22 protein-coding genes, 1 tRNA gene and 1 riboswitch are annotated in these 24,292 nt (G+C 46.5%); of the genes, 6 read left to right on the forward strand and 17 right to left on the reverse strand.

Annotated features, from left to right (window positions below):
• The first annotated feature begins 275 nt into the window (after positions 1–275).
• Positions 276–1,757, forward strand: coding sequence for an aerolysin family beta-barrel pore-forming toxin (locus QMA41_RS24185; protein WP_064488943.1), 1,482 nt, complete (start codon positions 276–278; stop codon positions 1,755–1,757).
• 67 nt (positions 1,758–1,824) lie between these two features.
• Here the strand turns inward: QMA41_RS24185 and QMA41_RS24190 are convergent, their stop codons facing one another.
• From QMA41_RS24190 to ftnA, 3 genes are all read right to left on the reverse strand, one after another.
• Positions 1,825–3,018, reverse strand: a complete 1,194-nt coding sequence (locus tag QMA41_RS24190; protein WP_281630784.1) for an NAD(P)/FAD-dependent oxidoreductase — start codon at positions 3,016–3,018, stop codon at positions 1,825–1,827.
• Between the two features lie 107 nt (positions 3,019–3,125).
• On the reverse strand, positions 3,126–3,449 hold the full coding sequence (uspB, locus tag QMA41_RS24195; protein WP_006957549.1) for a universal stress protein UspB: 324 nt from the start codon (positions 3,447–3,449) through the stop codon (positions 3,126–3,128).
• Positions 3,450–3,523: 74 nt separating this feature from the next.
• Positions 3,524–4,051, reverse strand: a complete 528-nt coding sequence (gene ftnA, locus QMA41_RS24200) for a non-heme ferritin (RefSeq protein ID WP_006957548.1) — start codon at positions 4,049–4,051, stop codon at positions 3,524–3,526.
• Positions 4,052–4,205: 154 nt separating this feature from the next.
• On the opposite strand from ftnA, the gene uspA reads away from it, so the two are divergent.
• Positions 4,206–4,631 (forward strand): universal stress protein UspA, encoded by a 426-nt coding sequence (gene uspA / locus QMA41_RS24205; RefSeq protein WP_006957547.1) that lies wholly within the window; start codon positions 4,206–4,208, stop codon positions 4,629–4,631.
• Between the two features lie 56 nt (positions 4,632–4,687).
• Positions 4,688–5,569 carry a carboxylate/amino acid/amine transporter gene (locus QMA41_RS24210; RefSeq protein WP_043006570.1) on the forward strand — a complete coding sequence of 294 codons (882 nt, stop codon included), beginning with the start codon at positions 4,688–4,690 and terminating at the stop codon, positions 5,567–5,569.
• Between the two features lie 35 nt (positions 5,570–5,604).
• Here QMA41_RS24210 and QMA41_RS24215 read toward each other — a convergent pair whose 3' ends face one another.
• From QMA41_RS24215 to QMA41_RS24225, 3 genes are all read right to left on the reverse strand, one after another.
• The gene (locus tag QMA41_RS24215) at positions 5,605–6,168 is read right to left on the reverse strand and encodes a hypothetical protein (RefSeq protein WP_065740970.1); all 564 of its coding nucleotides are present in this window, start codon (positions 6,166–6,168) and stop codon (positions 5,605–5,607) included.
• 101 nt (positions 6,169–6,269) lie between these two features.
• On the reverse strand, positions 6,270–7,049 hold the full coding sequence (locus QMA41_RS24220; protein WP_281630785.1) for a class I SAM-dependent methyltransferase: 780 nt from the start codon (positions 7,047–7,049) through the stop codon (positions 6,270–6,272).
• A 54-nt stretch (positions 7,050–7,103) separates the two neighbouring features.
• A complete protein-coding gene (locus tag QMA41_RS24225; protein ID WP_281630786.1) occupies positions 7,104–10,250 on the reverse strand; it encodes an EAL domain-containing protein in 3,147 nt (1,048 codons plus the stop codon).
• 94 nt (positions 10,251–10,344) lie between these two features.
• Here QMA41_RS24225 and asnC point away from each other — a divergent pair, with 94 nt between their 5' ends.
• Positions 10,345–10,809, forward strand: coding sequence for a transcriptional regulator AsnC (gene asnC / locus QMA41_RS24230; RefSeq protein WP_006957542.1), 465 nt, complete (start codon positions 10,345–10,347; stop codon positions 10,807–10,809).
• A gap of 43 nt (positions 10,810–10,852) precedes the next feature.
• Here the strand turns inward: asnC and QMA41_RS24235 are convergent, their stop codons facing one another.
• Positions 10,853–11,137: a hypothetical protein gene (locus tag QMA41_RS24235; protein WP_006957541.1), complete on the reverse strand. Its 285-nt coding sequence runs from the start codon at positions 11,135–11,137 to the stop codon at positions 10,853–10,855.
• 85 nt (positions 11,138–11,222) lie between these two features.
• Positions 11,223–12,383, reverse strand: coding sequence for a multidrug effflux MFS transporter (locus QMA41_RS24240; protein WP_216609669.1), 1,161 nt, complete (start codon positions 12,381–12,383; stop codon positions 11,223–11,225).
• A gap of 142 nt (positions 12,384–12,525) precedes the next feature.
• Between QMA41_RS24240 and QMA41_RS24245 the strand changes: the two genes are divergently transcribed.
• Together QMA41_RS24245 and QMA41_RS24250 are read left to right on the forward strand one after the other, a co-directional pair.
• Positions 12,526–13,467 (forward strand): LysR family transcriptional regulator, encoded by a 942-nt coding sequence (locus tag QMA41_RS24245; protein WP_281630787.1) that lies wholly within the window; start codon positions 12,526–12,528, stop codon positions 13,465–13,467.
• An 89-nt stretch (positions 13,468–13,556) separates the two neighbouring features.
• A complete protein-coding gene (locus QMA41_RS24250) occupies positions 13,557–15,347 on the forward strand; it encodes an aminopeptidase P family protein (RefSeq protein WP_171353563.1) in 1,791 nt (596 codons plus the stop codon).
• Between the two features lie 69 nt (positions 15,348–15,416).
• On the opposite strand, the gene thiH is transcribed toward QMA41_RS24250, so the two are convergent.
• From thiH to QMA41_RS24295, 9 genes are all read right to left on the reverse strand, one after another.
• On the reverse strand, positions 15,417–16,529 hold the full coding sequence (gene thiH, locus QMA41_RS24255) for a 2-iminoacetate synthase ThiH (RefSeq protein ID WP_281630788.1): 1,113 nt from the start codon (positions 16,527–16,529) through the stop codon (positions 15,417–15,419).
• A gap of 18 nt (positions 16,530–16,547) precedes the next feature.
• Positions 16,548–17,315 carry a thiazole synthase gene (locus QMA41_RS24260; RefSeq protein ID WP_171353561.1) on the reverse strand — a complete coding sequence of 256 codons (768 nt, stop codon included), beginning with the start codon at positions 17,313–17,315 and terminating at the stop codon, positions 16,548–16,550.
• A gap of 5 nt (positions 17,316–17,320) precedes the next feature.
• Positions 17,321–17,530 (reverse strand): sulfur carrier protein ThiS, encoded by a 210-nt coding sequence (thiS, locus tag QMA41_RS24265; protein ID WP_038514297.1) that lies wholly within the window; start codon positions 17,528–17,530, stop codon positions 17,321–17,323.
• A 34-nt stretch (positions 17,531–17,564) separates the two neighbouring features.
• The gene (locus QMA41_RS24270) at positions 17,565–18,317 is read right to left on the reverse strand and encodes a HesA/MoeB/ThiF family protein (protein ID WP_095665841.1); all 753 of its coding nucleotides are present in this window, start codon (positions 18,315–18,317) and stop codon (positions 17,565–17,567) included.
• A complete protein-coding gene (locus QMA41_RS24275) occupies positions 18,311–19,582 on the reverse strand; it encodes a thiamine phosphate synthase (protein WP_281630789.1) in 1,272 nt (423 codons plus the stop codon). The genes QMA41_RS24270 and QMA41_RS24275 overlap by 7 nt, the downstream gene beginning before the upstream one ends.
• Positions 19,582–21,522: a phosphomethylpyrimidine synthase ThiC gene (gene thiC / locus QMA41_RS24280; protein WP_281630790.1), complete on the reverse strand. Its 1,941-nt coding sequence runs from the start codon at positions 21,520–21,522 to the stop codon at positions 19,582–19,584. Before thiC ends, QMA41_RS24275 begins: the two co-directional genes overlap by 1 nt.
• Before the next feature lie 171 nt (positions 21,523–21,693).
• Positions 21,694–21,792: riboswitch (TPP riboswitch) on the reverse strand.
• 68 nt (positions 21,793–21,860) lie between these two features.
• Complete coding sequence (crcB, locus tag QMA41_RS24285; protein WP_006957531.1) at positions 21,861–22,244, reverse strand: fluoride efflux transporter CrcB; 384 nt, start codon at positions 22,242–22,244, stop codon at positions 21,861–21,863.
• A gap of 110 nt (positions 22,245–22,354) precedes the next feature.
• Positions 22,355–23,737 carry a multicopper oxidase family protein gene (locus QMA41_RS24290; protein ID WP_281630791.1) on the reverse strand — a complete coding sequence of 461 codons (1,383 nt, stop codon included), beginning with the start codon at positions 23,735–23,737 and terminating at the stop codon, positions 22,355–22,357.
• 348 nt (positions 23,738–24,085) lie between these two features.
• Positions 24,086–24,162 (reverse strand) — tRNA-Trp (locus tag QMA41_RS24295).
• Between the last annotated feature and the right edge of the window lie 130 nt (positions 24,163–24,292).

The following is a 24,292-nucleotide window of genomic DNA, read 5'->3' on the forward strand; positions in this document are numbered from 1 at the left end:
CAAGTACCTCTGCTTTTCCGCTATCTAAACGCACCACAATTTTTCTAAATCTTATCGAAGCAAGATCACAAGCTGTAAACAGTCCGTGTTTGCGTTGCATAAAACCAATAATAAAAACAATACATCCCACTGAATTTTAAAGGGAATAAAATTCAACTCTTTTCAGTACTGTAAATTATATGACTATGGAAAGGTAAACCTGTTGCTTTTGACAAGCAGCCAACAATGACAACACAACATCATAAAACTAACAAAAATCACGAAAGGAAACGTCTATGTCTACGGTGAAAAAACATGTGTTATCAGCAGCTGTTCTTTCCGTTCTATCTGCAGGCGCGCAAGCTAAGATTTATCCTGACCAGTTAGTGCTTGATCAACTGGGTGAAGATATCTGCCGTTCTGGCTACCGCCCGATTGACCGCTTCGAAGCATCCGAACAGAAGGACTATATTGTTTCTCGCATGGGTCAGTGGCAAATTGCTGGCTTAAAAGACAATTGGGTGATCATGGGACCTGGCTACCATGGTCAAATTAAGCAGGATAATCCCAATGGCAGTACTTGGTGTTACCCTGACGATGCATTGTCTGAAATTCCAAACTACTCCTCAAAATCCATTCCAGAAGGTGACGAGCTGGATATTCAGTATGAACTGGTAACCAACCACTCTAATTTCGTCCGTCCGTTGAGCTACCTCGCCCATTACCTCGGTTATGCTTGGGTTGGTGGCAACCATAGCCAATATGTCGGCGAAGATATGGATGTCAGACGTGAAGGCAACGGTTGGGTGATTCAAGGCAATAATGACGGTTCATGCGATGGCTATCGCTGCGATGAGAAAACCAAAATCACTGTCGATAACTTTGCCTATACCCTTAACGACAGCGATTTCTGGCACGGTACGGTGACCGAATCGGATCGCCAGCTGGTGAAAACCGTAACGGCGGTTGCTCGCAACAACAGTGACATCCCACAGCAAGTGGTAGTGGACCTGAAAGTGGATGAATCAACCAACTGGTCAAAAACCAACAGCTATGGCTTTGCTCAGAAGGTATCGACCGAAAACACCTTTAAGTGGCCTTTGGTCGGCGACACTAAGCTGACGATTACGCTCGAAGCCAATCAGAGCTTCGCCAGCACGAATGGCGGATCCACCAGCGAACAGGTGACGCTTCAGGCAAGGCCTACGGTGCCTGCTCACTCTGAAATCCCGATTCGTGTCGAGCTTTACCGTTCCAGCATCTCTTATCCATACCGCTTTGGCGCAGATATCAGCTACGACGTCGAATTTAATGGCTTCCTGCGCTGGGGTGGCAACGCTTGGCATTCTCACCCAGACAACCGTCCATACAAAGCACACACCTTTACAATGGGACGCGGTAGTGAGAACTCCGCAGATATTCGTTATCAATGGGATCACCGTTATATTCCAGGTGAAGTCAAATGGTGGGATTGGAGCTGGGCGATCAATGAAAACGGTTTAGGTAACATGCAGTACGCAACAGGAGCAAGCCTACGTCCGTTTTACTCTCATGTTTCCGGCGATTTCTACGCGGAATCGCAATTTGCTGGCACGATCGAAATCGGTCAAGCCACACCAATTGGCAACGCTGCACAAAGCAGCCGCGTCAAACGCTCTGCGGAAGCTCTGGTTAGTGAACATATCGGTGATATAGAAGTCACAACCAACTTTGACGCACAAGAACTTGAGGCACTTGGCTTTGGTGATGCTCAGCTGACCATCACACCAGCCAAATAACTTTGCCTGTAGCCCGAAACGAAAAACGGAAGAGCTCCCCACTCTTCCGTTTTTTTCTTGATAAGACTTATACCCACTGCCCGGCAACAAACCCTGAGCTCCAGCACCACTGGAAGTTGTACCCTCCAAGCCAACCCGTCACGTCCATCACTTCGCCGATGAAATACAGGCCTTTGATATCCTTGCACTCCATCGTTTTTGAAGACAGGTGATCGGTATCAACGCCACCTAGCGTTACTTCCGCAGTGCGGTACCCTTCCGTTCCGTTAGGCGCGATGGTCCAATTTTCTAGTTGCTGAGCAATCTGCTTCAGCTGATTCACACCAAACTGCTTGAGTGGCAGATCGGTCAACACTTTACGCTCAATCAGCACTTCTACTAAGCGCTTCGGTAAGACTTTGGCTAGGGTGTTTTTCAGGCTTTGGTTGGGGTGCTTTTCCAAAGAACGGCTCAACAAGGTATCAATGTCAGCTTCCGGTACCAGATTCACGGTCACTGCCTCGCCGGGCTTCCAGTAGGAGGAAACCTGCAGGACAGACGGGCCAGATAACCCTCTGTGAGTAAACAGCAAGGCTTCTTTGAAGGTGGTATTGTTTTGCGTGGTAATTTCGACAGGAATCGCGATACCGGACAGCTCGGCGAAATCCTCTTTATCTTCTTTGTGTAAGGTAAATGGCACCAAGCCCGCCGTCGTCGGCAACACGGGTAGCCCAAACTGCTCTGCGACTTTGTAGCCAAAGGGTGTAGCACCCAGTTTTGGCATCGACAATCCGCCAGTCGCTACCACCAAGGAGTGACATTCAATCCCATCGGTATTAGCGTGCAGCTCAAAGCCCGTGTCGGTTTTTTCTATATGGTGAATGTCCTGACGATAACGTTGCTCGACCGTCGGCAAATCACACTCTGCAAGTAGCATTTTGACGATGTCTTTCGAGTCGCAATCACCAACACAGAACAGCTGACCATGATCGCGCTCCTCAAACTGGATTTCATGTTTGTAGATCATCGAGATAAAGTCCCAGTTGGTGTACTGGGCCAGTGCCGATTTTACGAAATGCGGATTACTGCACAGGTAGTTTTTGGCTGAGACATCGTAGTTAGTGAAATTACAACGCCCACCACCCGAAATAAGAATCTTGCGGCCCGGTTTTTTAGCGTGATCCAGCACAAGCACTTTTCGCCCACGCTTACCCGCTTCTGCAGCACACATTAATCCTGCCGCACCTGCACCGATGACGACCACATCAAACTTTTCCGCCATGACCTTTTCTCAACCAAAATCCAATAAAAAAGGATGTGCATTTAGCACATCCTTAGCCAGTTTCGGCGCTATTCTAACCACAAATGGAACGCTTGCCAAATCACCTGTTATAAGATGAATGCCGCAAGTAAAGTTACCCCGAGTAGTGACGTAGAAAGAATAAAGAGTTCTCTGACCCGTTCGCATTTTCCGGTAAACACTTCATCATGGTGATGGTGGTACTCTTTGCTCTTCAGATAATGAAACAGACGCACTTGTTTAGTGACATTACCATGAGTGGTAAAGAAGCCGTTTCCGTCGACTTGCTGATAGAGCAGCGGGTGCGCTTCACGCATGATGTAGATGAGAGAACGCAGTGCAGTCAAGTATCTGGCCATGTTCACCAGAGTTACCAACATAAGCGTGAATAGAATGGTATCAGCATTGATCATCTTTTCCTCCCTACACCTTCTACCTGAAGCCCAGAAGAAAAAGACGATCTGCTTAGAGAGTCTTTCGCTGAAGTTTATTCAGCAGGGGCATCCATGATAGAAGATGAACCTTCTTTCGCTAGAGCCGCTAGGTCTTTATCGATAAAGAACAGCGCTTTGCCGTCTTCACCAACCAACTCTAGCTTGTCTAAAATCCCTTTAAACAACTTCTCTTCCTCGTGCTGCTCAGCGACGTACCACTGCAAGAAGTTGAAAGTAGAGTAATCTTGGGATGTAAACGCTACGTGAGCCAGCGTGTTGATTTTCTGAGTAATCATCTGCTCATGCTCGTAGGTTTCACGGAAAACATCGCCTAGGCTGCCAAACTCATGTTTTGGTGCATCGATCGCACCCAGAATTGGCATCGCGCCAGTCTCGCTCACATAAGTGAATAGTCGCTGCATATGCTCCATTTCTTCTACGGCGTGTGTACGTAAAAACTCAGCAGCACCTTCGAAACCATTGTCTTCACACCAAGCACTCATTTGTAAGTATAGATTGGATGAGAAAAATTCGAGATTAATTTGCTCATTCAATTGATCAACCATTGCCTGTGAAAGCATTTATCACTCCTAATTAACTCGATGAACTTCAATGAACTATATCATTAGCCAACCATAACACTTTGACGAATGAATGTGGATCTGAGATCACTACGGCAAAAATATTCTAACCTTAATGCTAACCTGTAATTAGACACCTAAAGGAGATAGCACTATGAGTTATCAGCATATTTTGGTTGCCGTTGACCTATCTGAAGACAGTAAGGTTTTGGTCGACAAAGCGGTTGCTCTCGCCAAACCTCTTCAGGCCGATGTCTCTTTCATTCACATCGATGTCAACTACGCAGAGCTGTATACCGGGCTGATTGACATCAATCTGGCCGAGACTCAACACCAGGCGATTGAAGCCTCACAACAGCAACTGCAGAGCTTTGCAGAGCACGCCAACTACCCGATCAAACATACGCTGGTTGGTAGCGGTGATTTGGGTAATGAGCTGTGCGATACCATCAAAGAGTTCAATATCGATATGGTGGTATGCGGTCATCATCAGGATTTCTGGAGCAAGCTTCTGTCTTCCACCCGACAGCTGATCAATTGCTCTCCGGTCGACATGTTGGTCGTGCCACTTAAAGACTGATCGCGACAGAGTTTTCGTATAGACTGCAGAACAGTTGTTGATAATGAGTATTAATTATGGGTTATCTATCTGCAGTCACCCTATTGTGGGCGTTCTCGTTTAGCCTGATTGGCGTTTACCTTGCTGGTCAGGTCGATTCTTGGTTCTCTGTGCTGATGCGCGTTGCGCTAGCCAGTTTGGTGTTTATTCCATTCCTTAAATTTAAAGGAGTCGATAAATCGCTAATCATTAAGCTGATGACCGTGGGCGGTTTCCAGCTTGGTTTAATGTATTGCTTCTACTACCAGTCTTTTCTTTTACTCTCTGTACCGGAAGTTCTACTGTTCACCGTATTCACACCTATCTACGTCACCTTGATTTACGATTTACTCAAAGGTCGATTCTCACCTTGGTACCTAGTAACTGCCGCTATAGCGGTGGCGGGCGCAGCCTTTATTAAATTTGCAGGTATCAATGAGAACTTCCTGATCGGTTTCCTTGTCGTGCAAGGTGCTAACGTATGTTTTGCCATCGGTCAGGTGGGTTACAAATACCTGATGGAGAAGCAACCGGTTGATTTACCCCAGCATACGATCTTTGGTTATTTCTACTTAGGTGCTCTGTGTGTTGCCTTGGTGGCGTTTGCGCTGATGGGCAATATCGATAAGATGCCAACCACCAGCACGCAATGGGGCATTCTGATTTATCTAGGTCTGATCGCTTCAGGTTTCGGCTACTTTGCCTGGAACAAAGGAGCGACTATGGTGAACGCTGGCGCGCTAGCAGTTATGAACAACGCGCTGGTTCCTGCCGGGCTAATCGTCAACATAGTGATTTGGAATCGAGACGTTGACCTAACCCGCCTAGCGATTGGCGGTGCGATCATCATGCTGTCGTTGTGGATTAACGAAACCTGGGTCAAACGTAAAGTCGCCCAAGGTTATCAAGCCGCAAGCTAACAAAAAAACGCTCTCCAGTTGGAGAGCGTTTTTTATCAATGCATATTGGGTGTCGATGCCGGTTCGAACATTTCTGGTGGCAGGTTCAAGGCAGGGTTTTGACTGAGACGTGCCTTAATTTTAGCCTCGTGCTTTTGCAGTTTGTGTTGTTTCTTAGCCAGCTTCAATAGCTTCTTCTGCTGCTTGTAGTGTTTCTTAAGTGCTTTCTTAGCCTTCTTAATCGCTTTCTTATCGGACAAGTCCAGCGTCAGTTCATCGGCAGTGGCTTTGGCTTCTGTAGACACCTTAGGCTGCGCTTTCTCTTTAACCCGCTCCACCACGCGGCGCACCGCTTGGGACTTCTCTTCAGAAAGACGAGGGACTTGAGTCTCTTGAGGTGGTAAAGCTTCCGCTAACAAACCACAGGCGCGTTGTTGCTCTATAGGTTTGTTCTGGCACTGCTGAGGAGGAATGGCGGCAGGTTTGCACAAAGAGGTTTTCTCTGCTGAAGAGCGAGCACAAGAACGACAGACAAACTTAGGTGCGACCACCAAGCGATGAATTTCATTTAATCCATCGGCAATTTGCTTGCGATTCATCTTACAAAGTCGTTTAGCCATGCTACCACTCCAGCTAAGAATACGAATAATTCTTAGTATGATATACCTGCATGGTGACGATTAAGCAAGCACAAAATAACGCTGTAAAACGCAATTGAGTGCTAAGTCATTGATGCATTCACATAAACGTCAAAACGATTTTTTTTCGTCTCAATAGCCATCGTGGGCTTTCGTCCACCCAGCCATTCGGCATAGTCAGGTCTCTTAACCACCACCCTTTTGCTCGCAAGGGCTAACGCAGGTTCTAACAGCTTATCAGCATCCAGATCAGCCCCGACCAAAGACTGAAACACTCGCATTTCTTTTTTGACTAATGCGCTCTTCTTTTTGCCTTCCGGGTGCGGGTACATAGGGTCCAAGTAAACCACATCAGGCTTAGTAAACTCGGCGTCGCTGGCGAGAGATTCTAGGGCGTTATGGCTAGAAGCATGCAGCAGAGACATCCGCTCGCTGACCCAGTCTCCGATTTCTGGGTCCTGCTTCGCACGTTCAAGACCATCATCTAACAGGGCTGCCACAACAGGGTGACGTTCCACCATTTGCACTTTACACCCAAGTGAAGCCAGTACAAACGCATCACGCCCCAAACCCGCCGTACCATCGAGCACAGTGGGAGTCACACCTTTGTTCAAACCGGCGGCTTTCGCAATAGCTTGCCCTTTTCCACCACCAAATTTGCGCCTGTGAGCCACTGCACCACCCGCTAGGTCGACGAAGATAGCGCCCAACTTAGGCTCATCGACTTTACGCAGCTCTAAGCGTTCTGCAGTCAAAACCAAAGCAAAAGCGCTTTGTTCATCGTGTGACAGCCCCCAGCGTTGAGCCAACTGATTCAGTTGCTCATTTCGGTTCGGGTCTTCACTAATGAGTTGTAGCTGCACGATAGGCTCCATAGGGGTGGTCAAATTTCTCGGGCGCCAGTGTAATGGATTTTGCTATCCGACACTACGCTTGTCAGTCAGCAGCTCATCGACCAGCTCTTCAAGTGGTTTGGGTTTGCCAATCACATAACCTTGGGCGTAATCCACACCCAGCTCCACCAGAAGATCAATGATGCGGGTATTCTCAACGAATTCGGCAACGGTTTGTTTGCCCATCTGCTTAGCTAAATCATTAATCGAACGCACCATTAGGTGGTCGACTTCATTAACGTCGATATCGCGAACAAACAAGCCATCGATTTTCACGATGTCGACTGGCAGTTTCTTCAGATAACCAAACGAAGAGAGGCCTGAACCAAAGTCGTCCAATGCAATTTTGCAGCCCAACCGCTTAAACTGAGAGAACAGCTCTATCGCTTGATTCATGTTACTCATCGCGGCCGTTTCAGTAATTTCAAGACAGATTTTTTCACACGGCACAGGGCTGTGCTGAAGCGTATCCAGTAGGAAAGCAATAAACTCCTTATTACCCATCGAGTGGCCAGAGAGGTTAATCGAACACATGCCAAGATTCGCCAACGCCTCAGGATTGGCAGCCAGCCAATTTAGGGTTTGAGTCACTACCTGCTTATCCAGCAACTGTGCGATATTGTAGCGTTCTGACGCTGGCATAAAGATACCCGGAGAAATGTATTCCCCTTCGGCATTGCGAATACGGATGAGGATCTCGAAATGCATCGGCGCATCGTCTTGGCTCAAAGCCAGAATCTGCTGGGCAAACAATTCAATCCGATCATTCGCCAACGCATTGTGCACTAAGCTGACACATTCCATTTCCTGCTCACGTCGCTGCAGATCAGCATCATCCTGACAGTAAAGGTTGTAGCGGTTACGCCCTTCCTCTTTGGCGGCATGACAAGCCGTATCCGCCTGAGCATGAACCATTTGTGGAGAGTCAGCGGTATGGTCAATCAAACGGATACCAATCGAGCACGTCATATTGAGACGGATGTCATCCCAGACAAAAGGTTGCTCACTGAGTGTCATGACAATCGTATTGGCAACGTTTTTAGCATCACGCTCAGTGCAGTCTTTGAGTAGTACTGCAAACTCATCACCACCCATACGCGCCAAAATAGCGTTATAAGGCAGCACCTCTTCCAGCATGCTGGCACAGAACTGGATAGCGGTATCTCCTGCCTCATGGCCCGCAGTATCATTGAGCACTTTAAGCTGGTCGAGGTCCAAGTACAGCATAGCGTGAGTCCGGGTGTAGCTTTCTACTTCCAGCAACGATTTTGCCAGCTCCATTTCAAAATGATTTCGGTTAAACGTTCCTGTCAGCAAATCGTGACGAGCCTGATATTCCAACTGCTCTGCCAGCTTCTTAGTCTCGGTAATATCCTCACCAACAATCAGCAAATGCCCAGACTCAACCAACGGGCGAATGTTCTCGCGAACCCAGACTGCTCTTCCGTCCGCGTGACGATATTCAATTTCACGTCGCCACACGCCGCGCATCGCTTGCTTAGGTTGCAACAGAACTTGCCTTGGAGTGACTGCATCTTGATGAAAATAGAATTCACCCAACGAGTGGCCCAGTACTTGGTTCGAGGTATAGCCGAGCAGCTGTTCAGCAAAGTGATTAACCTGCTGAATACAGTTGTGGTCATCTAAGGTGATCATCATTACAGGTTGCTGGTCGTAGTAATGGCTTAGATTCGCTTCCCTTTGGTACAGCCGCGCTTCGGTAATTTTCCTTGAGGTAATATCTCGTGCTTCGAGCAGAAAATCAGCCCCCTGCCCAGTCTTAGGTAAAGGCTTAAGCGAGATTTCCAGTACAATTGAACCTTGTTCTGAGTGCCAGATTTCGGCTTCAAACTGAGTGTTTTGCTCTGATTTATCGGTGTTAAAGTAGCTTTTCAACTGCTGGGCTGCTTGATCTTCCCAATGCTGATGCTGCCAGATAGGCCGATCAACACTAAAGTCCTGATGGTAAAACAATTCCTGGAGCTTACTGTTGCTTGAAACAGTCCGTCCCTGAGCGTCTAGCAAGCCGATAAAGTGATAGCTCTGATCAAAGACCATTTCGATTAATGTCTGGCTTTCCTTGGCTAGGGTCTCGCTTTTTTTCATTCGGCTCAGGTAGTAAACCAAAACCACAATGATGACGGATAAGAGCACGACCAGACTGGCAACCGCTCGAAGTTCCTTTTGAAACCGCACTGTGAAAGGTTGAGGCTTGTTAAATAAAGTGGATATTGCTTCGCCTTCAATGCCTAATCCCCATCTCACTACCGCCTGATAATCAAGTTTAATTTCCGGAATGCCCGCCTCCACTTTAGGTAGAGTTTTCGAGGTGGAATTCAGCACTTTCAATAATTGCTGGGCGGCTTGCTGGCCTTGTGTTCTGCCACTCAAAATTACCCCGCCAACCGCTCCATGACCTAGTCCTAAATCATGTACCATATAAATCGGCGATTTAGACTCTTGATTGAGCTGCTCCCATTCATCTTCTGTCGCAACGCGCCCGTTCTTGTCTCGGTAATAAACCCAAAACAAAACAGCACTGGATTTGTCTAATGAAGAAGTAAATTCGATCAGTTGTTGGTACGTTTCCGGAACCAATTGTTCAACCATAGTTTGATACTCGGTATTGAGCGTCAGAAATTGCTCGACCTGGCGCCTGACAGCCTCACCTGTCACCGAGTGATCGCTTAAAATGTATATTGTCTCCACCTCTGGTTGAACACGTTCAATGAGCGTGACATTACTGTAGATATCAATATCTTCTACCACGCCTGTCGCTCTGAGCTGAGAATGCATCTGCGGGTTGTAGTTATTGATACCGCCAAATATCACAGGTGTCTCACCAATTTCCGGCGCTAAACGCTGCATCAGGTTAAGTGCATTATTGTCACTGACAACAATGGCAGAGAAGGTTTCCTGAGAGAATTTGGTTTGGTAGAGCTTGTAGAGTTGCTCTAGGTAGGCAGGGTTCTGTAGTCGTTTTGAATCAAGGTACACCACTCGTGTCGTGATACTTTCTCCACGCAAAATATCTTCCAGACCATATTGGAAGGCGTCGGTCCAGAAAAAGCCCGGATGGTAAGAGTGAACAATCAGTACATCTTTATCTTTAGCGTGTGCATGAGAAAGGCTTGTTAAAAATACAGCTAGAAGAATCAGACAAAAGCGCACTAAAATAGCTCTCAGATAAAGTTAGCGATTAGTTTAATAGTATCACTGTTGTTGATATTTTGAACTAAAGACATAGCGTTAAGTAGAGATGAAGATGCAAGCTCACAACACCAAGCTCGACGACCTCGACCGTGCCATTTTAAAAACTCTGATGGAAGATGCCCGAACGCCTTATGCTGAAATGGCTAAGCAGTTTGAAGTCAGCCCAGCCACGATTCATGTGCGCATTGAAAAGATGAAAGCCGCGGACATTATTCAGGGAACAGAAGTGATCGTCGATACTAAAAAGCTGGGCTATGACGTGTGCTGCTTTATCGGTATTAACCTCAATGCCGCGCGTGACTATCACTCCGCTCTAGAAAAGCTCAACGCATTAGAAGAAGTGGTTGAGGCCTATTACACCACAGGTGCATACAATATTTTCGTTAAGCTGATGTGCCGCTCGATTGAAGAACTACAGTTTGTGCTGATTGATAAGCTTCAGGCGATTGACGAAGTGCAATCGACTGAAACTCTTATCTCCCTACAAAACCCAATCAATCGCAACGTAAATCCGTAATAAATTATCCAATAAAAAGACCCGCATGATGCGGGCCTTTTTATTATTTTGATTCGAGGTACTTCTTAAGCTCTTCAGCGGAGATGCCCTGCTCGGCAATGGTTTTAGCAATCGAGGCAATTTCTTCCCCTTTGCGATCTTCAACGACTTGCTGAAACTGGTAAACGATGTCACGCAACATATGAAGTGGGACTTGTTTCGCCGCACTACGAATGCGCTCACCACTTTGGTTACCCAGCTCGTTTAATAGTTTTCCAAACATAACTTTTTCCGGAGCATCTTCCAGTTGCTCCAGTACACGAGCCATTTCGTAAGTTGTCATCGACATCGAGGTTTAGCATCCACAGTAGTTATTAGAAGTGAAGGACAAATATACAATGTTTTTTTAGTCGTTCAAAGCAATTAGACAAAACTTACGCAATTGCCGCATGCCATTTTTTACCAGCTTTACTCATCAGTACAAAAATACCCGGTACGATGATAAACATTTGCACAGCGATCATCACCTGAGGCTCCATACCTAAGCGCTGCACTGTACCTACGACCAGCCCTGAGCCGCTCATCTGGAAAAGACCCAATAACGCCGCAGCCGTGCCCGCTTTGTCACCAAACGGAGCCAATGCCTTACCAGCAGCTGCACCTAGCACCCATGCGAAACCGACTGACGACAAAAAGATTGGCAACATGAAGGCCAGTGCCGATTGCTGCTGTGCCATCACCAACATCACAACGCCACCTAGGCCAAGGGTCATGATTCCTACAACTAGTGTTTTATGCGTACCATACTTATCCATAAATTTAGGCGCGGTCATACAAGCCGCAATGTTAATCACGGCGTTGATACCAAACCACAGAGTAAACTCGTTCATGCTCAGACCCAGGTTCTCCATCAACACCACTGGCGCTGATGTTACGTAAGCAAGAATCACGGCCATCGCGAGCATACACAGCGAAGCATGAAAGATGAACGAAGGTGTTTTGAGCACCGCCATATAACGACTGGGACGAAAAACTGGTTCTTTGCTCGGTGCAGGATTGGTTTCTTTCATTCCGATGAACATCGCAACCAAAGCCACCATGGCAAAGCCTGCCATAAACGAGAAGTTTGAGCGCCAACCGAATTGCTGTGTAAGCCAGCTGCCCAAGATAGGCGCCAGTGCAGGAATAAAGCAAATTGCACCATTCAGATAACTGATCATCTTGCCACTTTTCTGCGGCCCAAAAATATCGCGAACTGTTGCAAAGGCTGCTACCGATGTCGCGCACGCACCTAAGCCTTGCAGCAGCCTAGCAGCTAGCATCCATTCAATGTTTTGAGCACCCCACGCCAATAAGGCACTCAATGCGTAGATACTAATACCACCCAATGCAACAGTTCGACGTCCTACTTTGTCTGCCAAAGGGCCGGCAAATAATTGACCGACACCCATAGCGAACAAAAACCATGTAATCGTATCTTGTGCAAGTGCGTGTTCCACGTGAAACGCCTGAGAAATCTGAGGTAAAGCAGGCAGATAGATATCAATTGCCAAGGGGCTGAATAGCACCAACAAGGTGAGCAACACCATTTGCATTTTACCGTGATTTTGTTGAGAAGCAGTTTGCACGAAGAAGACTCCCGCCAAGAATTGATGAAATTGTTTGCAGTGTAAGCTAGTCTAGATATGACATCCAATGACACTTTATCATTAAAGATATTCCCCTAAGGAATTTCATGTGCATATAGAAAAACTAGCCCGTCTCGACCTCAATCTTTTGGTGTGCCTTAAAGTGCTTGCAGAGGAACTTAATGTCACTCGTGCCGCGCATCGTTTGTGTTTAAGCCAATCGGCAGTCAGTAAAAATCTCGCCAAGCTGCGCGTACAGTTTGAAGATCCACTGTTTGTTCGCCACGCTCATGGGCTAAAGCCGACACCAAAAACGCTCTTCCTCAAGCCCAAATTGGATAGCTTGATTAACCACTTGGAGCAAATCACTCAACCCGAGCAATTCGCTCCAGATTCGAGTGATCACAAATTTCAAATTGCCGCTGTAGAAAGTGTTTATCCGTTAATCTTGCCCCATTTCTTGCCGGAGATTTTTAAACGGGCACCAGGCGTTACCATCAGCACACATTCTTGGGCTGACCAAACTTTTAAACAGATCCAACGTGGTGAGATAGACCTTGGTATCACGGGGAAGGACATCGATATCAACGATGCTAAGTTGACCATGCTACCGCCCAACGACATCTGTGAGCAGGAAATCTATCGCGACAACCAAATGTGCCTGTTGCGCCACAACCACCCGATTCTCTCGGGTAGCTGGAATCTTGATACTTATCTTGAGCAAAGGCATGTTCAGGTTCGCTGTGATGGTAATGATCGCTGGTTATTGGATTACAGGCTGGCTGACATAGGTAAAGAGCGTGATATCGCCATCACAGTACCAGACTTTAATAGCGCAGCCAGCCTCTGTTCCTATACCGATTTCATCTTCACAGCACCTAGTCATTTCGTGAAATTATCGTCCAAACAACTGGGCCTCACCGTATTGCCTCTACCACTGGAATTCCCTCCGATGGCCTACACCTTGTTCTGGCATAGAGACAGAGAAAATGATCCTGCGTTGTCTTGGTTACGTCGAATAATTAAAGACAAAACCACCGCATTGAGATGATTTGCAGGCTGACGGTAAAAGGAGTAGCTTATTGCCACATCGTCCGCTTTTTAGAAAGGACGCGTGAATAAATGATAAAGGATTAATAGATGCTTACCACTACTGAACAACGTTTGGCGGCCATTCGTGAATGGCTGGTTCAGCACAATATTGATGCGTTGCTCATCCCACATGAAGATGAGTACTTAGGCGAATATGTGCCCGCTCATAACGAACGCTTGCACTGGTTGACGGGCTTTACTGGTTCTGCGGGTGCAGCAGTAATTACACAAGACAAAGCAGCGATGTTTGTCGATGGCCGCTACACCGTTCAGGTGACTAAAGAAGTACCAGCCGATCTATTCGAGTATCGTCACTTGATCGAAGAACCTGCTTTGGATTGGTTGAAAGGCCAGCTTTCTCAGGGCCAAACGGTCGCGATAGACCCAAGAATGCACAATTCCGCTTGGCTAACGATGGCACAATCAAAGCTTTCAGGTTCACTGGAACTAAAGGTACTTGCTAGTAACCCTATCGACGAACTTTGGCATGACCGCCCAGCTCCCATCGTTTCAGACGTGCGTCTGATGGCAACAGAAGCTGTGGGGCAATCATGTGAGTCTAAGCGAAAAGAGATTGCCCAGTTGGTCGCTCAGGCAGGTGCCGATAGCGCGGTAATAACCGCTTTGGATTCCGTCTGCTGGCTGCTCAACGTGCGCGGTTTAGATGTATCTCGTCTTCCTGTTTTGTTATCACATGTCATTCTCCATGCCGATTCAACTTTGGAATATTTCCTAGACCCTACTCGCTTACCTGAAGGTTTCGCTCAACACGTAGGTGAAGGCGTAAGTGTGCATCACCCAGAAGCCCTAAAAACGCGCCTCGAAGCTTTGTCAGGAAAAAGTGTCTTAGTCGATCCAGCAACAAGCAACGCATGGTTTAAGTTAGTTCTTCAGAACAATGGTGCTAACGTTGTAAGTGCTACCGATCCATGTCTTATGCCAAAAGCAGCGAAAAACGCTGTTGAAATTGCTGGAATGAAAGCCTGTCATATTCGTGATGGCGTAGCGATGAGTCAGTTTTTGTGTTGGCTAGATGATGAAATAGCAAATGAAAGACTGCATGATGAAGCTACTTTGTCAGACAAGCTGGAATCATTCCGCAGGCAAGATCCAACCTTGATGGATCTTAGCTTTGATACTATTTCCGCAGCAGGCGGTAACGCAGCCATGTGTCACTATAATCATGAGAATCAACCTGAGCCTGGTAAGCTAGAACTCAATACACTTTATCTAGTCGACTCTGGCGGTCAGTATCTCGATGGCACCACAGATATCACCCGTACAATTGCTATTGGTCAACCAAGTGACGAAATGATTAAGCAATTCACGCTTGCTCTGAAAGGCCATATTGGTGTTGCTCGTGCTCGTTTCCCGAAAGGTACACGTGGTTATCAGATTGACACACTAGCGCGCCAACATTTGTGGGCCGAGGGATTTGATTATGACCACGGCACTGGCCACGGTGTTGGCCACTTCCTAAACGTCCATGAAGGCCCTGCTAGTATATCGAAGCGACAGATTGATGTTCCTTTAGTCGAAGGTATGGTGCTTTCAAACGAGCCGGGCTATTACCGCGCTGATGCTTTTGGTATTCGTATCGAAAACCTTGAGCTGGTCGTAGAAACAAAAACTAATGGTGACTTCCCAGTCCTTTGCTTCGAGTCCCTGACTCGTTGTCCTATTGATACTAGAAACATCAATGTCGACATGTTGACTAAGCCAGAATTGAATTGGGTAAATGAATATCACCAGAAAGTTTGGAACGATATCAGCCCATTAGTAGAAGGCGATGTCAAAGCCTGGTTGGAAACAGCCACTCAGCCAATAGCGCATAGCTGATCGCTATTTTTCTAGAAATAAAAAAGCTCTCCTATGGAGAGCTTTCTTTGATGTTTCACGTGAAACATATCAGCCTGAGTATGCTGAATGCCAGTCTTTCCAAACCGGGTCAAACCCTTTTGCTCGAATCATCGCCTCTACCGAGCTCGCACTTCTTTCATCACTTATCTCAAACTGTTCTAATTCAGCTTCATCATTTGCATAACCACCGGGTTGAGTCTTCGACGCGGCAGACATTGATGTCACACCAAGGGGTAATACATTGTCTCTAAATTCAGGTGACTCGCGAGTAGACAACGAAAGTTCCACTTCAGGGTTTAGTAAGCGAAACGCACAAATCAACTGGACTAGTTGCTTGTCTGTCATCACCGACTTAGGTTGAAGCGCTCCCTCACAAGGTCTTAGACGAGGGAAAGAGATCGAGTAACGTGTTTGCCAATAGGTACGTTCAAGATAATCGAGATGGGTTGCAACATAAAAGCAATCAGTCCTCCACTCTTCTAGCCCTATAAGTGCACCAATTCCAATCTTATCAATACCTGCTTTTGCTAATCGATCCGGTGTTTCTAAGCGATACTCAAAATCCGTTTTGTTGCCACGCAGATGATGTTCCGCATACGTCGAAGGGTGATAAGTTTCCTGATACACCATGATAGCATCGAGACCTAATGTTTTGAGCTCTGCATACTGGTCTTGATCAAGCGGCTGCACTTCCATCGCTAAGTAATTAAATTTTTCTTTAATGATGGGCAACATCTCGCGGAAATATTTCATCCCGACTTTAGTTTCATGCTCACCAGTGACTAGAAGCACGCTATCAAACTTCATGCGTTTAATTGCTTCAACCTCGGCTTCTATTTCATCCTTATTCAATGTTCGGCGTTTAATACGATTCTCCATTGAAAAACCACAATAGGTACAAGCATTCGCACACAGGTTTGATAAGTACAGAGGAATGTACAATGAAAGCGTATTGCCAAATCGCTTTCTAGTTAACGCGTATGATAGCTGCGCCATTTGTTCCAAGTAAGGTTCAGCTGCTGGTGAGAGTAGCGCCTTGAAATCTTCTAGATCTCGTTTGGGTTTCGCTAGCGCTCGCTCAACATCCTTAGCTGTCTTGGCATAAATTGACATCGAAATGTCATCCCAGTTCAGCTTTTTGAATTGATCAACGAAAGTCATTCTCAATACCTACTTTAACTACAGTTCATCGAGAAAAGACGTCAACGGACTTGATGCTACCGCGTGAGAAACCTGGCCAGCTAAACCGGCCTCATACGCCATTCGCCCAGATTCAACGGCCATTTTAAATGCAGTCGCCATCGCAACCGGGTCGGCTGCTGCTGCAATCGCAGTATTGACCAATACGGCGTCTGCACCCATTTCCATCGCACGCGCAGCATGAGAAGGCGCGCCAATACCAGCATCGACGATAACGGGAACGTTAGCTTGGTCAATAATGATCTCAAGAAAATCATGCGATGCTATGCCCTTATTTGAGCCAATTGGAGCTCCTAAAGGCATTACTGCTGCACATCCCACCTCTTCCAATCGCTTACACAAAACAGGATCAGCATGACAGTAAGGCAGTACCGTAAATCCATCTTTGACCAGTTGCTCTGCTGCCGCTAAAGTTTCTATCGGATCAGGCATTAGATACTTAGGGTCTGGATGAATCTCGAGTTTGAGCCAATTGGTACCCAGAGCCTCTCTTGCTAAATGCGCAGCAAATACTGCGTCTTTGGCATTTTTCGCCCCTGAAGTGTTAGGCAATAAATGCACTCCTGCTTCAATTAAAGGCTGAAGAATGTCATCTTGTTGATCGTATATATCAACACGCTTCAACGCCATGGTGGCCAATTGTGAGCCCGACACCTTAATCGCCTGTTCCATTAAAAATTTGTTGGCAAACTTTCCAGTGCCCGTAAACAGTCGTGACTTGAATTCTCTGTCTGCAATCTTAAGCATCGTTGTTACCCTCCAGCAATGGCTTGAAAAAGTGAAATCGCATCGCCTTCATTCAGGCAAGTAGTTGGCCACTCGCTACGTGGCACAACGGTATTGTTAATAGCAAAGACGCATCCGACTTCAGGCAATGAAAACTGCTGAATGATGTTTTCTAGGCTCGCGCCTACGCTGACACGCTGAGACTGTTCGTTGATGATTATGTGTATCTCGCTCATTGCTTCACTTCTTGTTTATATAATTTGGTTGTCATTAACTGCACACCGAACACTGCTGGTCGCGCGCAATCGTCATCACTTGCCAGTTGAGTTTTAGTCCATTGAATAAGTGCAATTGGCCAACAGGAAAATCAAAATGTCCTAATGCCAATTTCTGTAATGTCGCTAATGCTTGATAGTTGCCTAAGGTACCTACGACAGGACCTAAGATCCCATTTTCACTGCATTTGCTCGGCTGACTTAGCTCATCAAAGGGGTAGAGACAGCGATAACATCCTGACTCTTTGCTCGATGAATAATCGAATACAGCAAATTGTCCTTGCCAACCAATAGCGGCAGCGGAAACAAGCGGCTTACTCTGTTGGTAGCAGACTAAATTGATCAACTGACGCGTTTGAATATTGTCGGTACAATCCAACACCACATCCGCTAACATCACTTCTAGTGCTAATTGATATGCTGATAGCCGCTTGCCGATGGTACGTATTTGCACACCAGAATTAAGCTGGTTTAACTGTTGGCGCATAGCCTCGATTTTGGCTTTACCGAGATTGCCCTCGCGATAGACAATTTGACGTTGCAGATTACTAGTATCAACATCATCATCGTCGACCAACACCATTCGGCCTACTCCAGCAGCAGCTAAATATAGACTCGCCGCACTGCCTAATCCGCCACAGCCAATAATCAAAACATGCGATTTAGTAATCTTTTCCTGCCCGCATTCGCCAATTTCCGGCAGTGAAATCTGCCTTTGATAACGTAAGAAATCTTGGTCGCTTAGCATGCCGATACCTCATTCGAAACATCAGTACTGATTTTTCGCTGCTCATCGGCAGTTAACTGAGTAAAGAATTCAATCGCTTGTTCCAGCGAAGGTGCTTGAGTGATAGCGCTCACCAACGCCAAACTAGTAACGCCACAGTTCCAAACTAGATGCGCATTGGATTGCGTGATACCACCAATCGCCACAGTAGGTACGCCTGATGAATTTAAATAAGGCATGGTATTAACCAGCTTTTGATAGAGAGCAAGCTTTACTAGCCCTTGAGGGTTGGTTGCGATTTGTTTTGTCTGGGTAGGAAATATGTGCCCCAAAGCGAGATAACTTGGATTAGTCTGTGCGACTCGAAGCAATTCATAATAACCATGGGTCGATAGCCCTAAACGCAAACTGGATTTAGCTAATTCAGCTAAGTTGCTTTCCTCAATATCCTCTTGACCTAGATGAACACCATAAGCTTGATGCTTAATTGCTAGACGCCAATAATCGTTGATAAATACCTGAGCGTCATATCTGCGACCAAGTGCAACTGCATCTTCAATTTGTTGCTCCAACTCATCTGCCAGTGGATCTTTAATTCTCAACTGAACGGTTTTGACGCCACTCTCTAAAAGCTTCTTGACCCATTCAACGCTATCAACAACTGGGTAAAGCCCTAAATCACATTTAGATACCGATGGAAATGCCAATTGATTACCTGATTTAGTCCAACCAGCGCTAATCCCTAGTCGGTGCTCTTCGAGAACAGGGGAAGGAAAATCGATAATATTCTCTGCCCATGTTTCACGTGAAACATTCGCCATGGCTCGTGCAAGTGTAAGAGCATCTTCAAACGTAAACGCCAAGCTGATGAGGGTGACAACCCATGCAAAGTGACGTTTACGATCAAACTCTGATTGATTGACTGAACTCGCTAACGCACATGCTTGATCACGACTAGGGTCTAACCAAATATCTAGAACCTGATTTACATCCAAGACATTAATGTAAACGTGCGATGAATCTATTTTTGGCCTAGATGGCTCGATAGTGATACCAGAGTAATACTCGATAAAGAACGTACGTTCATCGCCCACCACACCGGGCTCAACTAAATCTGTAGCCAGCTTTGTCCATTCTGAGCCATGAGATATATGAACTGTTTGAGCTGGGCTGACACCCAGCTCAATACTTTCTATCTCGAAGCCTTTTTCCTTGGCCAGCTGTAAGCATTGCTCAATTTCGGGTTTGACGTCAGCCAACGCGGTAGGAATAAGGATCGTTGCCATTACTCCTCCGTTACAGCCGTAGCAGCAGGATGGTAGAGCTCTGAGCCTGTGTCACGAAACTCCTTCGATTTCTGGCGCATTCCTTCAAGTGGATCATCCAACATTTTGACACTGATCGCTTGGTCCGCTGCTACTTGCTCGGTATCTTTGGCGTATTCACGCACTTCTTGTGAGATCTTCATTGAGCAGAATTTTGGACCACACATAGAGCAGAAATGGGCAACCTTACCGGATTCTTGAGGCAAGGTTTCATCATGGAAAGCTCGCGCGGTATCAGGATCGAGCGCAAGGTTAAACTGGTCTTCCCAACGGAACTCAAATCGAGCTTTTGACAACGCATTATCGCGCACTTGTGCCCCAGGGTGCCCCTTAGCTAAGTCGGCAGCGTGCGCGGCAAGTTTATAGGTAATCAGTCCGGTTTTTACATCTTCTTTATTAGGCAAGCCTAAGTGTTCTTTTGGGGTCACATAACACAGCATCGCACACCCGTACCAACCGATCATCGCCGCACCAATACCTGATGTAATGTGGTCATAGCCGGGAGCAATATCTGTGGTTAGCGGGCCAAGCGTATAGAAAGGGGCTTCATGGCAATGCTCTAGCTGCTCTTCCATGTTCTCTTTAATCATATGCATTGGCACATGCCCAGGGCCTTCAATGATCACCTGAACATCATACTCCCATGCGATCTTTGTAAGCTCTCCAAGGGTGCGTAATTCTGCAAACTGGGCTTCATCATTTGCATCGGCGACAGAGCCAGGACGTAGGCCATCACCAAGCGATAGGGCTACATCGTATTTAGCACAGATTTCACAGATCTCGCGGAAGTTGGTATAGAGGAAGCTTTCCTGATGATGAGCAAGACACCATTTAGCAATGATAGAACCACCGCGTGAGACAATGCCTGTCACACGTTTGGCTGTCATAGGTACGTAGCGAAGGAGTAAACCTGCATGGATGGTAAAGTAATCCACGCCCTGCTCCGCTTGCTCTATTAAGGTGTCACGCATTACCTCCCAATTGAGATTCTCGGCAATGCCGTTCACTTTCTCCAATGCCTGATACATAGGAACTGTACCAATTGGGACTGGGCTATTACGCAGAATCCATTCGCGAGTCTCGTGAATGTTACGACCAGTAGACAGGTCCATCACTGTATCGCCACCCCAACGTGTCGACCAAACCAGCTTTTCAACTTCTTCCTCAATTGATGAGGTCACAGAGGAGTTACCAATGTTGGCGTTTACCTTCACAAGAAAGTTACGGCCAATGATCATAGGCTCAGATTCTGGGTGATTGATGTTTGAAGGGATAATGGCGCGACCTTCGGCGACTTCTTTTCGCACGAATTCAGCGCTGATTTCGTCGGGAAGATTAGCACCAAAGCTTTGCCCTGGGTGCTGCTGATTCAGAACCTGATCGCGATACTTTGCACGGCCCATATTTTCGCGTAACGCAATATACTCCATCTCAGGTGTGATGATGCCTTTGCGTGCATAGTGCAGCTGAGTAACACATTGACCATCTTTCGCACGGCGGATGCGTGGCAGATTGCCATATCGAAGCTCATCGAGTGTTTCATCTTCCAGTCGCTGCTTGGTGTACACAGAGCTGACATCATCGAGTACTTCTGTATCGCTACGCTCTTCTATCCACTCCTCTCTCAGCTTAGGTAAACCGCTGTACAGGTCTATTGTATGAGTAGGATCGGTATAGACACCTGAAGTATCATAGACGCGTACTGGCTCATTTGGCTCGAAAATTGGAGAGTCTTTGGTACCCCCAATTAAGCTATCTGCGAGAGATATTTCGCGCATCGGGACACGAATATCGGGGCGTGAACCCTCTACATATATTTTGTGCGAATTTGGGTACGGTTGTACCGAAAGAGAATCAATGAACTGTTTTGCTTCCAGTCTCGCTTGCTTGCGACTCGACATAGCATTTTTCCTTGCTTTGTTATTCTAGATAAAAAGAGTTTGGATAAAAATGCTTGGCGGATAGATGCGACAAGAGGAGTCAAAATACAGGTGATGCGATTAGAGTGTTGACTAATGATCACCGAAACAACTTCGACTATTTGATAGATGCACCCAGAGAGAGTTCTGGTGTAGGTATCTTCTCTTGTTCCCTTCGCAGGTGTTAGCCTGATCAGGTTCAACGGATCCCGAATTAACGGTCTCAGCCTTATGGCACTCCGACAAGTAAAATCAGTATATAAAAACGGCCTGGTGAAACCAAGCCGAGTTGTCTATTTTTAGAACAATTTTATCAAGTATTAGCTTTTGATCAGAATTTGAAACCCTATCCAAGCCGCCGATATGCTCAAGACAACATTGAGCAGTACATTTAGCCCCATCTTGAAAAATGCACCTTGCTGCATAAGAAGTACATTATCCATTGAAAAGGTTGAGAAGGTAGTCAGCGCGCCAAGGAAGCCTAGGCCGATGATCTGACGCCATGGTTCGGTGGCCAACATTTCATTTTCAAATGCGGCAATCAACAAGCCCATAATAAATGAACCCACAACGTTGACCGTCAGCGTACCATAGGGGAAACCTCGCCCGAGCAATACCACACACAATTCTGAAACCAAGTATCGCGAGCATGCACCAAAAGCACCACCTAATGCGATAAATCCAAGTATAGAAAGTTGTCCCATGGTTCCTCCTGTCAAATTCTGCCGTATTGTATCTGGAATAAGGCTATTTTCGAATCAAAATCGCAACACATTGTCTCAAATTAATTTTGAGATTTAAAAAGTTACAGGAGTCACTTTACTTCGATGTAACCCATTAGTCCGGTTTTCATGTGTTCAATCACGTGGCAGTGATACATCCAGCGTCCTGGGTTATCTGCAACAAACGCCGCTTTGGCTCTACCGTTTTTACCTAGCAGTACGGTATCGGTATGGAACGGTTCTGCAATCTTTTTACCGTCCATTTCTAGAACTGTGAATGTATGACCGTGAATATGAATCGGGTGGTGATATTGGGTAACGTTCTTTAAATCAAATATATAAGTTTTACCGTACTCGAGCGTCGCCAACGGAGCCGGGATATTATCTTTACTCATTCCTTCCCACGCTCGCTTGTTGGTTAGCCAGAATTTAGGCATAGCTTTGCCATCTTTACTCGTTGGAGTAACAGCTCCTTCCCACTCAAAAACAAAGTCAATTTCCTCAGCATTAGCCAAATCAAGCTGCGGCACTGGGTTCAATGGTAATTCGGGCAACGCTTGAGACTCAGGCAAAGAAGATTCGACAACTTCGAATTCACACAGAGGAAATGGGAAACGCCCCTTCATTTGACGAACATAGACACGCTCACCAGCTTGAGGAGCGATAAGACCTATATCAACCCTCATTCCTGGGCCAATTTTATGCTGAGATAGCTTATAGGGCGTTTTAACAGGGTTACCATCGATAGCGATGACCCATGCCTCAGCACCTTCCACTGCAATCGGGTAAGTAATGGTATTGTCGACGTTCGCGATTCGCAACCGTGTGGTCGCTCTGGCCTTCAATTGGTAAATCGGCTCATGCACACCGTTCACACTACTCCACTCCCCTGGAGTACCCATTCGCGCACTCATACGCGGGATCATTAAGTCTTTCCACTGGCCTTGCTTGTCTAGGTGCCAGTGCTTAAGCATCAACTCATGTTCCTCATCGAAGATAACGGACTGGCTTTCTTCAACAATGATCAGCCCAACTAACCCCATTCCAAGCTGCTTAACACTGTTCATGTGCGGGTGATACCAGAATGTGCCGGCATCAGGTGGTGTAAACTCATAGCTGAAGGTCTCACCTGGCATGATAGGAGGCTGGCTAAGGAATGGGACACCATCCATTTCAATCGGAATTCTCAGGCCATGCCAATGGATGGTAGTCGGCTCTGATAGCTTATTAGTGAATCTTATGATGACAGGCTCGCCCTGACGACAACGAATCGTAGGAGCTGGAATCTGCCCATTGAATCCAAGCACTTGGGTTTCATAGCCAGGCACCAATTCTGCCGTAGCAGGTTCAGCCGTAATATCGTAGACATAACGGCCTTTAGGATCGGTTGAACGTTTGACAGAGCAAGCGGGTAAAACACTGAGTGCCGAAATGGCGAGTGAGGATTGCAGGAAGCGACGACGAGAAATTTCCATATTCTAATAACTTTGAGTGATGCGTCAGCAAAATGTAACAAACTATTAGTAATAATTCTCAACAAGAGAGCAAGTTTTGGTAAAACCAGTGAATTGGGAATGATAATTTCGAGTTGGCTTAAGAAATATATCCTTCATGGCTACTCAGTCTAAGAAAATACTGGCCTATGCTACTTAGGCAATCAGAAGGAATATAGGGACAAACAGTCGATAAAGGGCTGATCGTTTTAAGGCCCTAAGAAGATAGAACCATTTGACATGTGTTGCTTTGGAGGTTGGGGAATTCCTAAACAGTGATGCAATGGCCAAATGACAAAGGCTCTAGTCTTTCGACTAGAGCCTTGAAGATGGCAGGGGTGGAGAGATTCGAACTCCCAACACGCGGATTTGGAATCCGCTGCTCTGCCAATTGGAGCTACACCCCTGTAGAATCTTTCAAATTGTAGATTCGAAAAAACCTCGCCATAGCGAGGTTTCGAAATAAGTGGCGGAGCGGACGGGACTCGAACCCGCGACCCCCGGCGTGACAGGCCGGTATTCTAACCAACTGAACTA

Source organism: Vibrio sp. St2 (genome assembly GCF_947311885.1).
Taxonomy (GTDB): domain Bacteria; phylum Pseudomonadota; class Gammaproteobacteria; order Enterobacterales; family Vibrionaceae; genus Vibrio; species Vibrio coralliilyticus.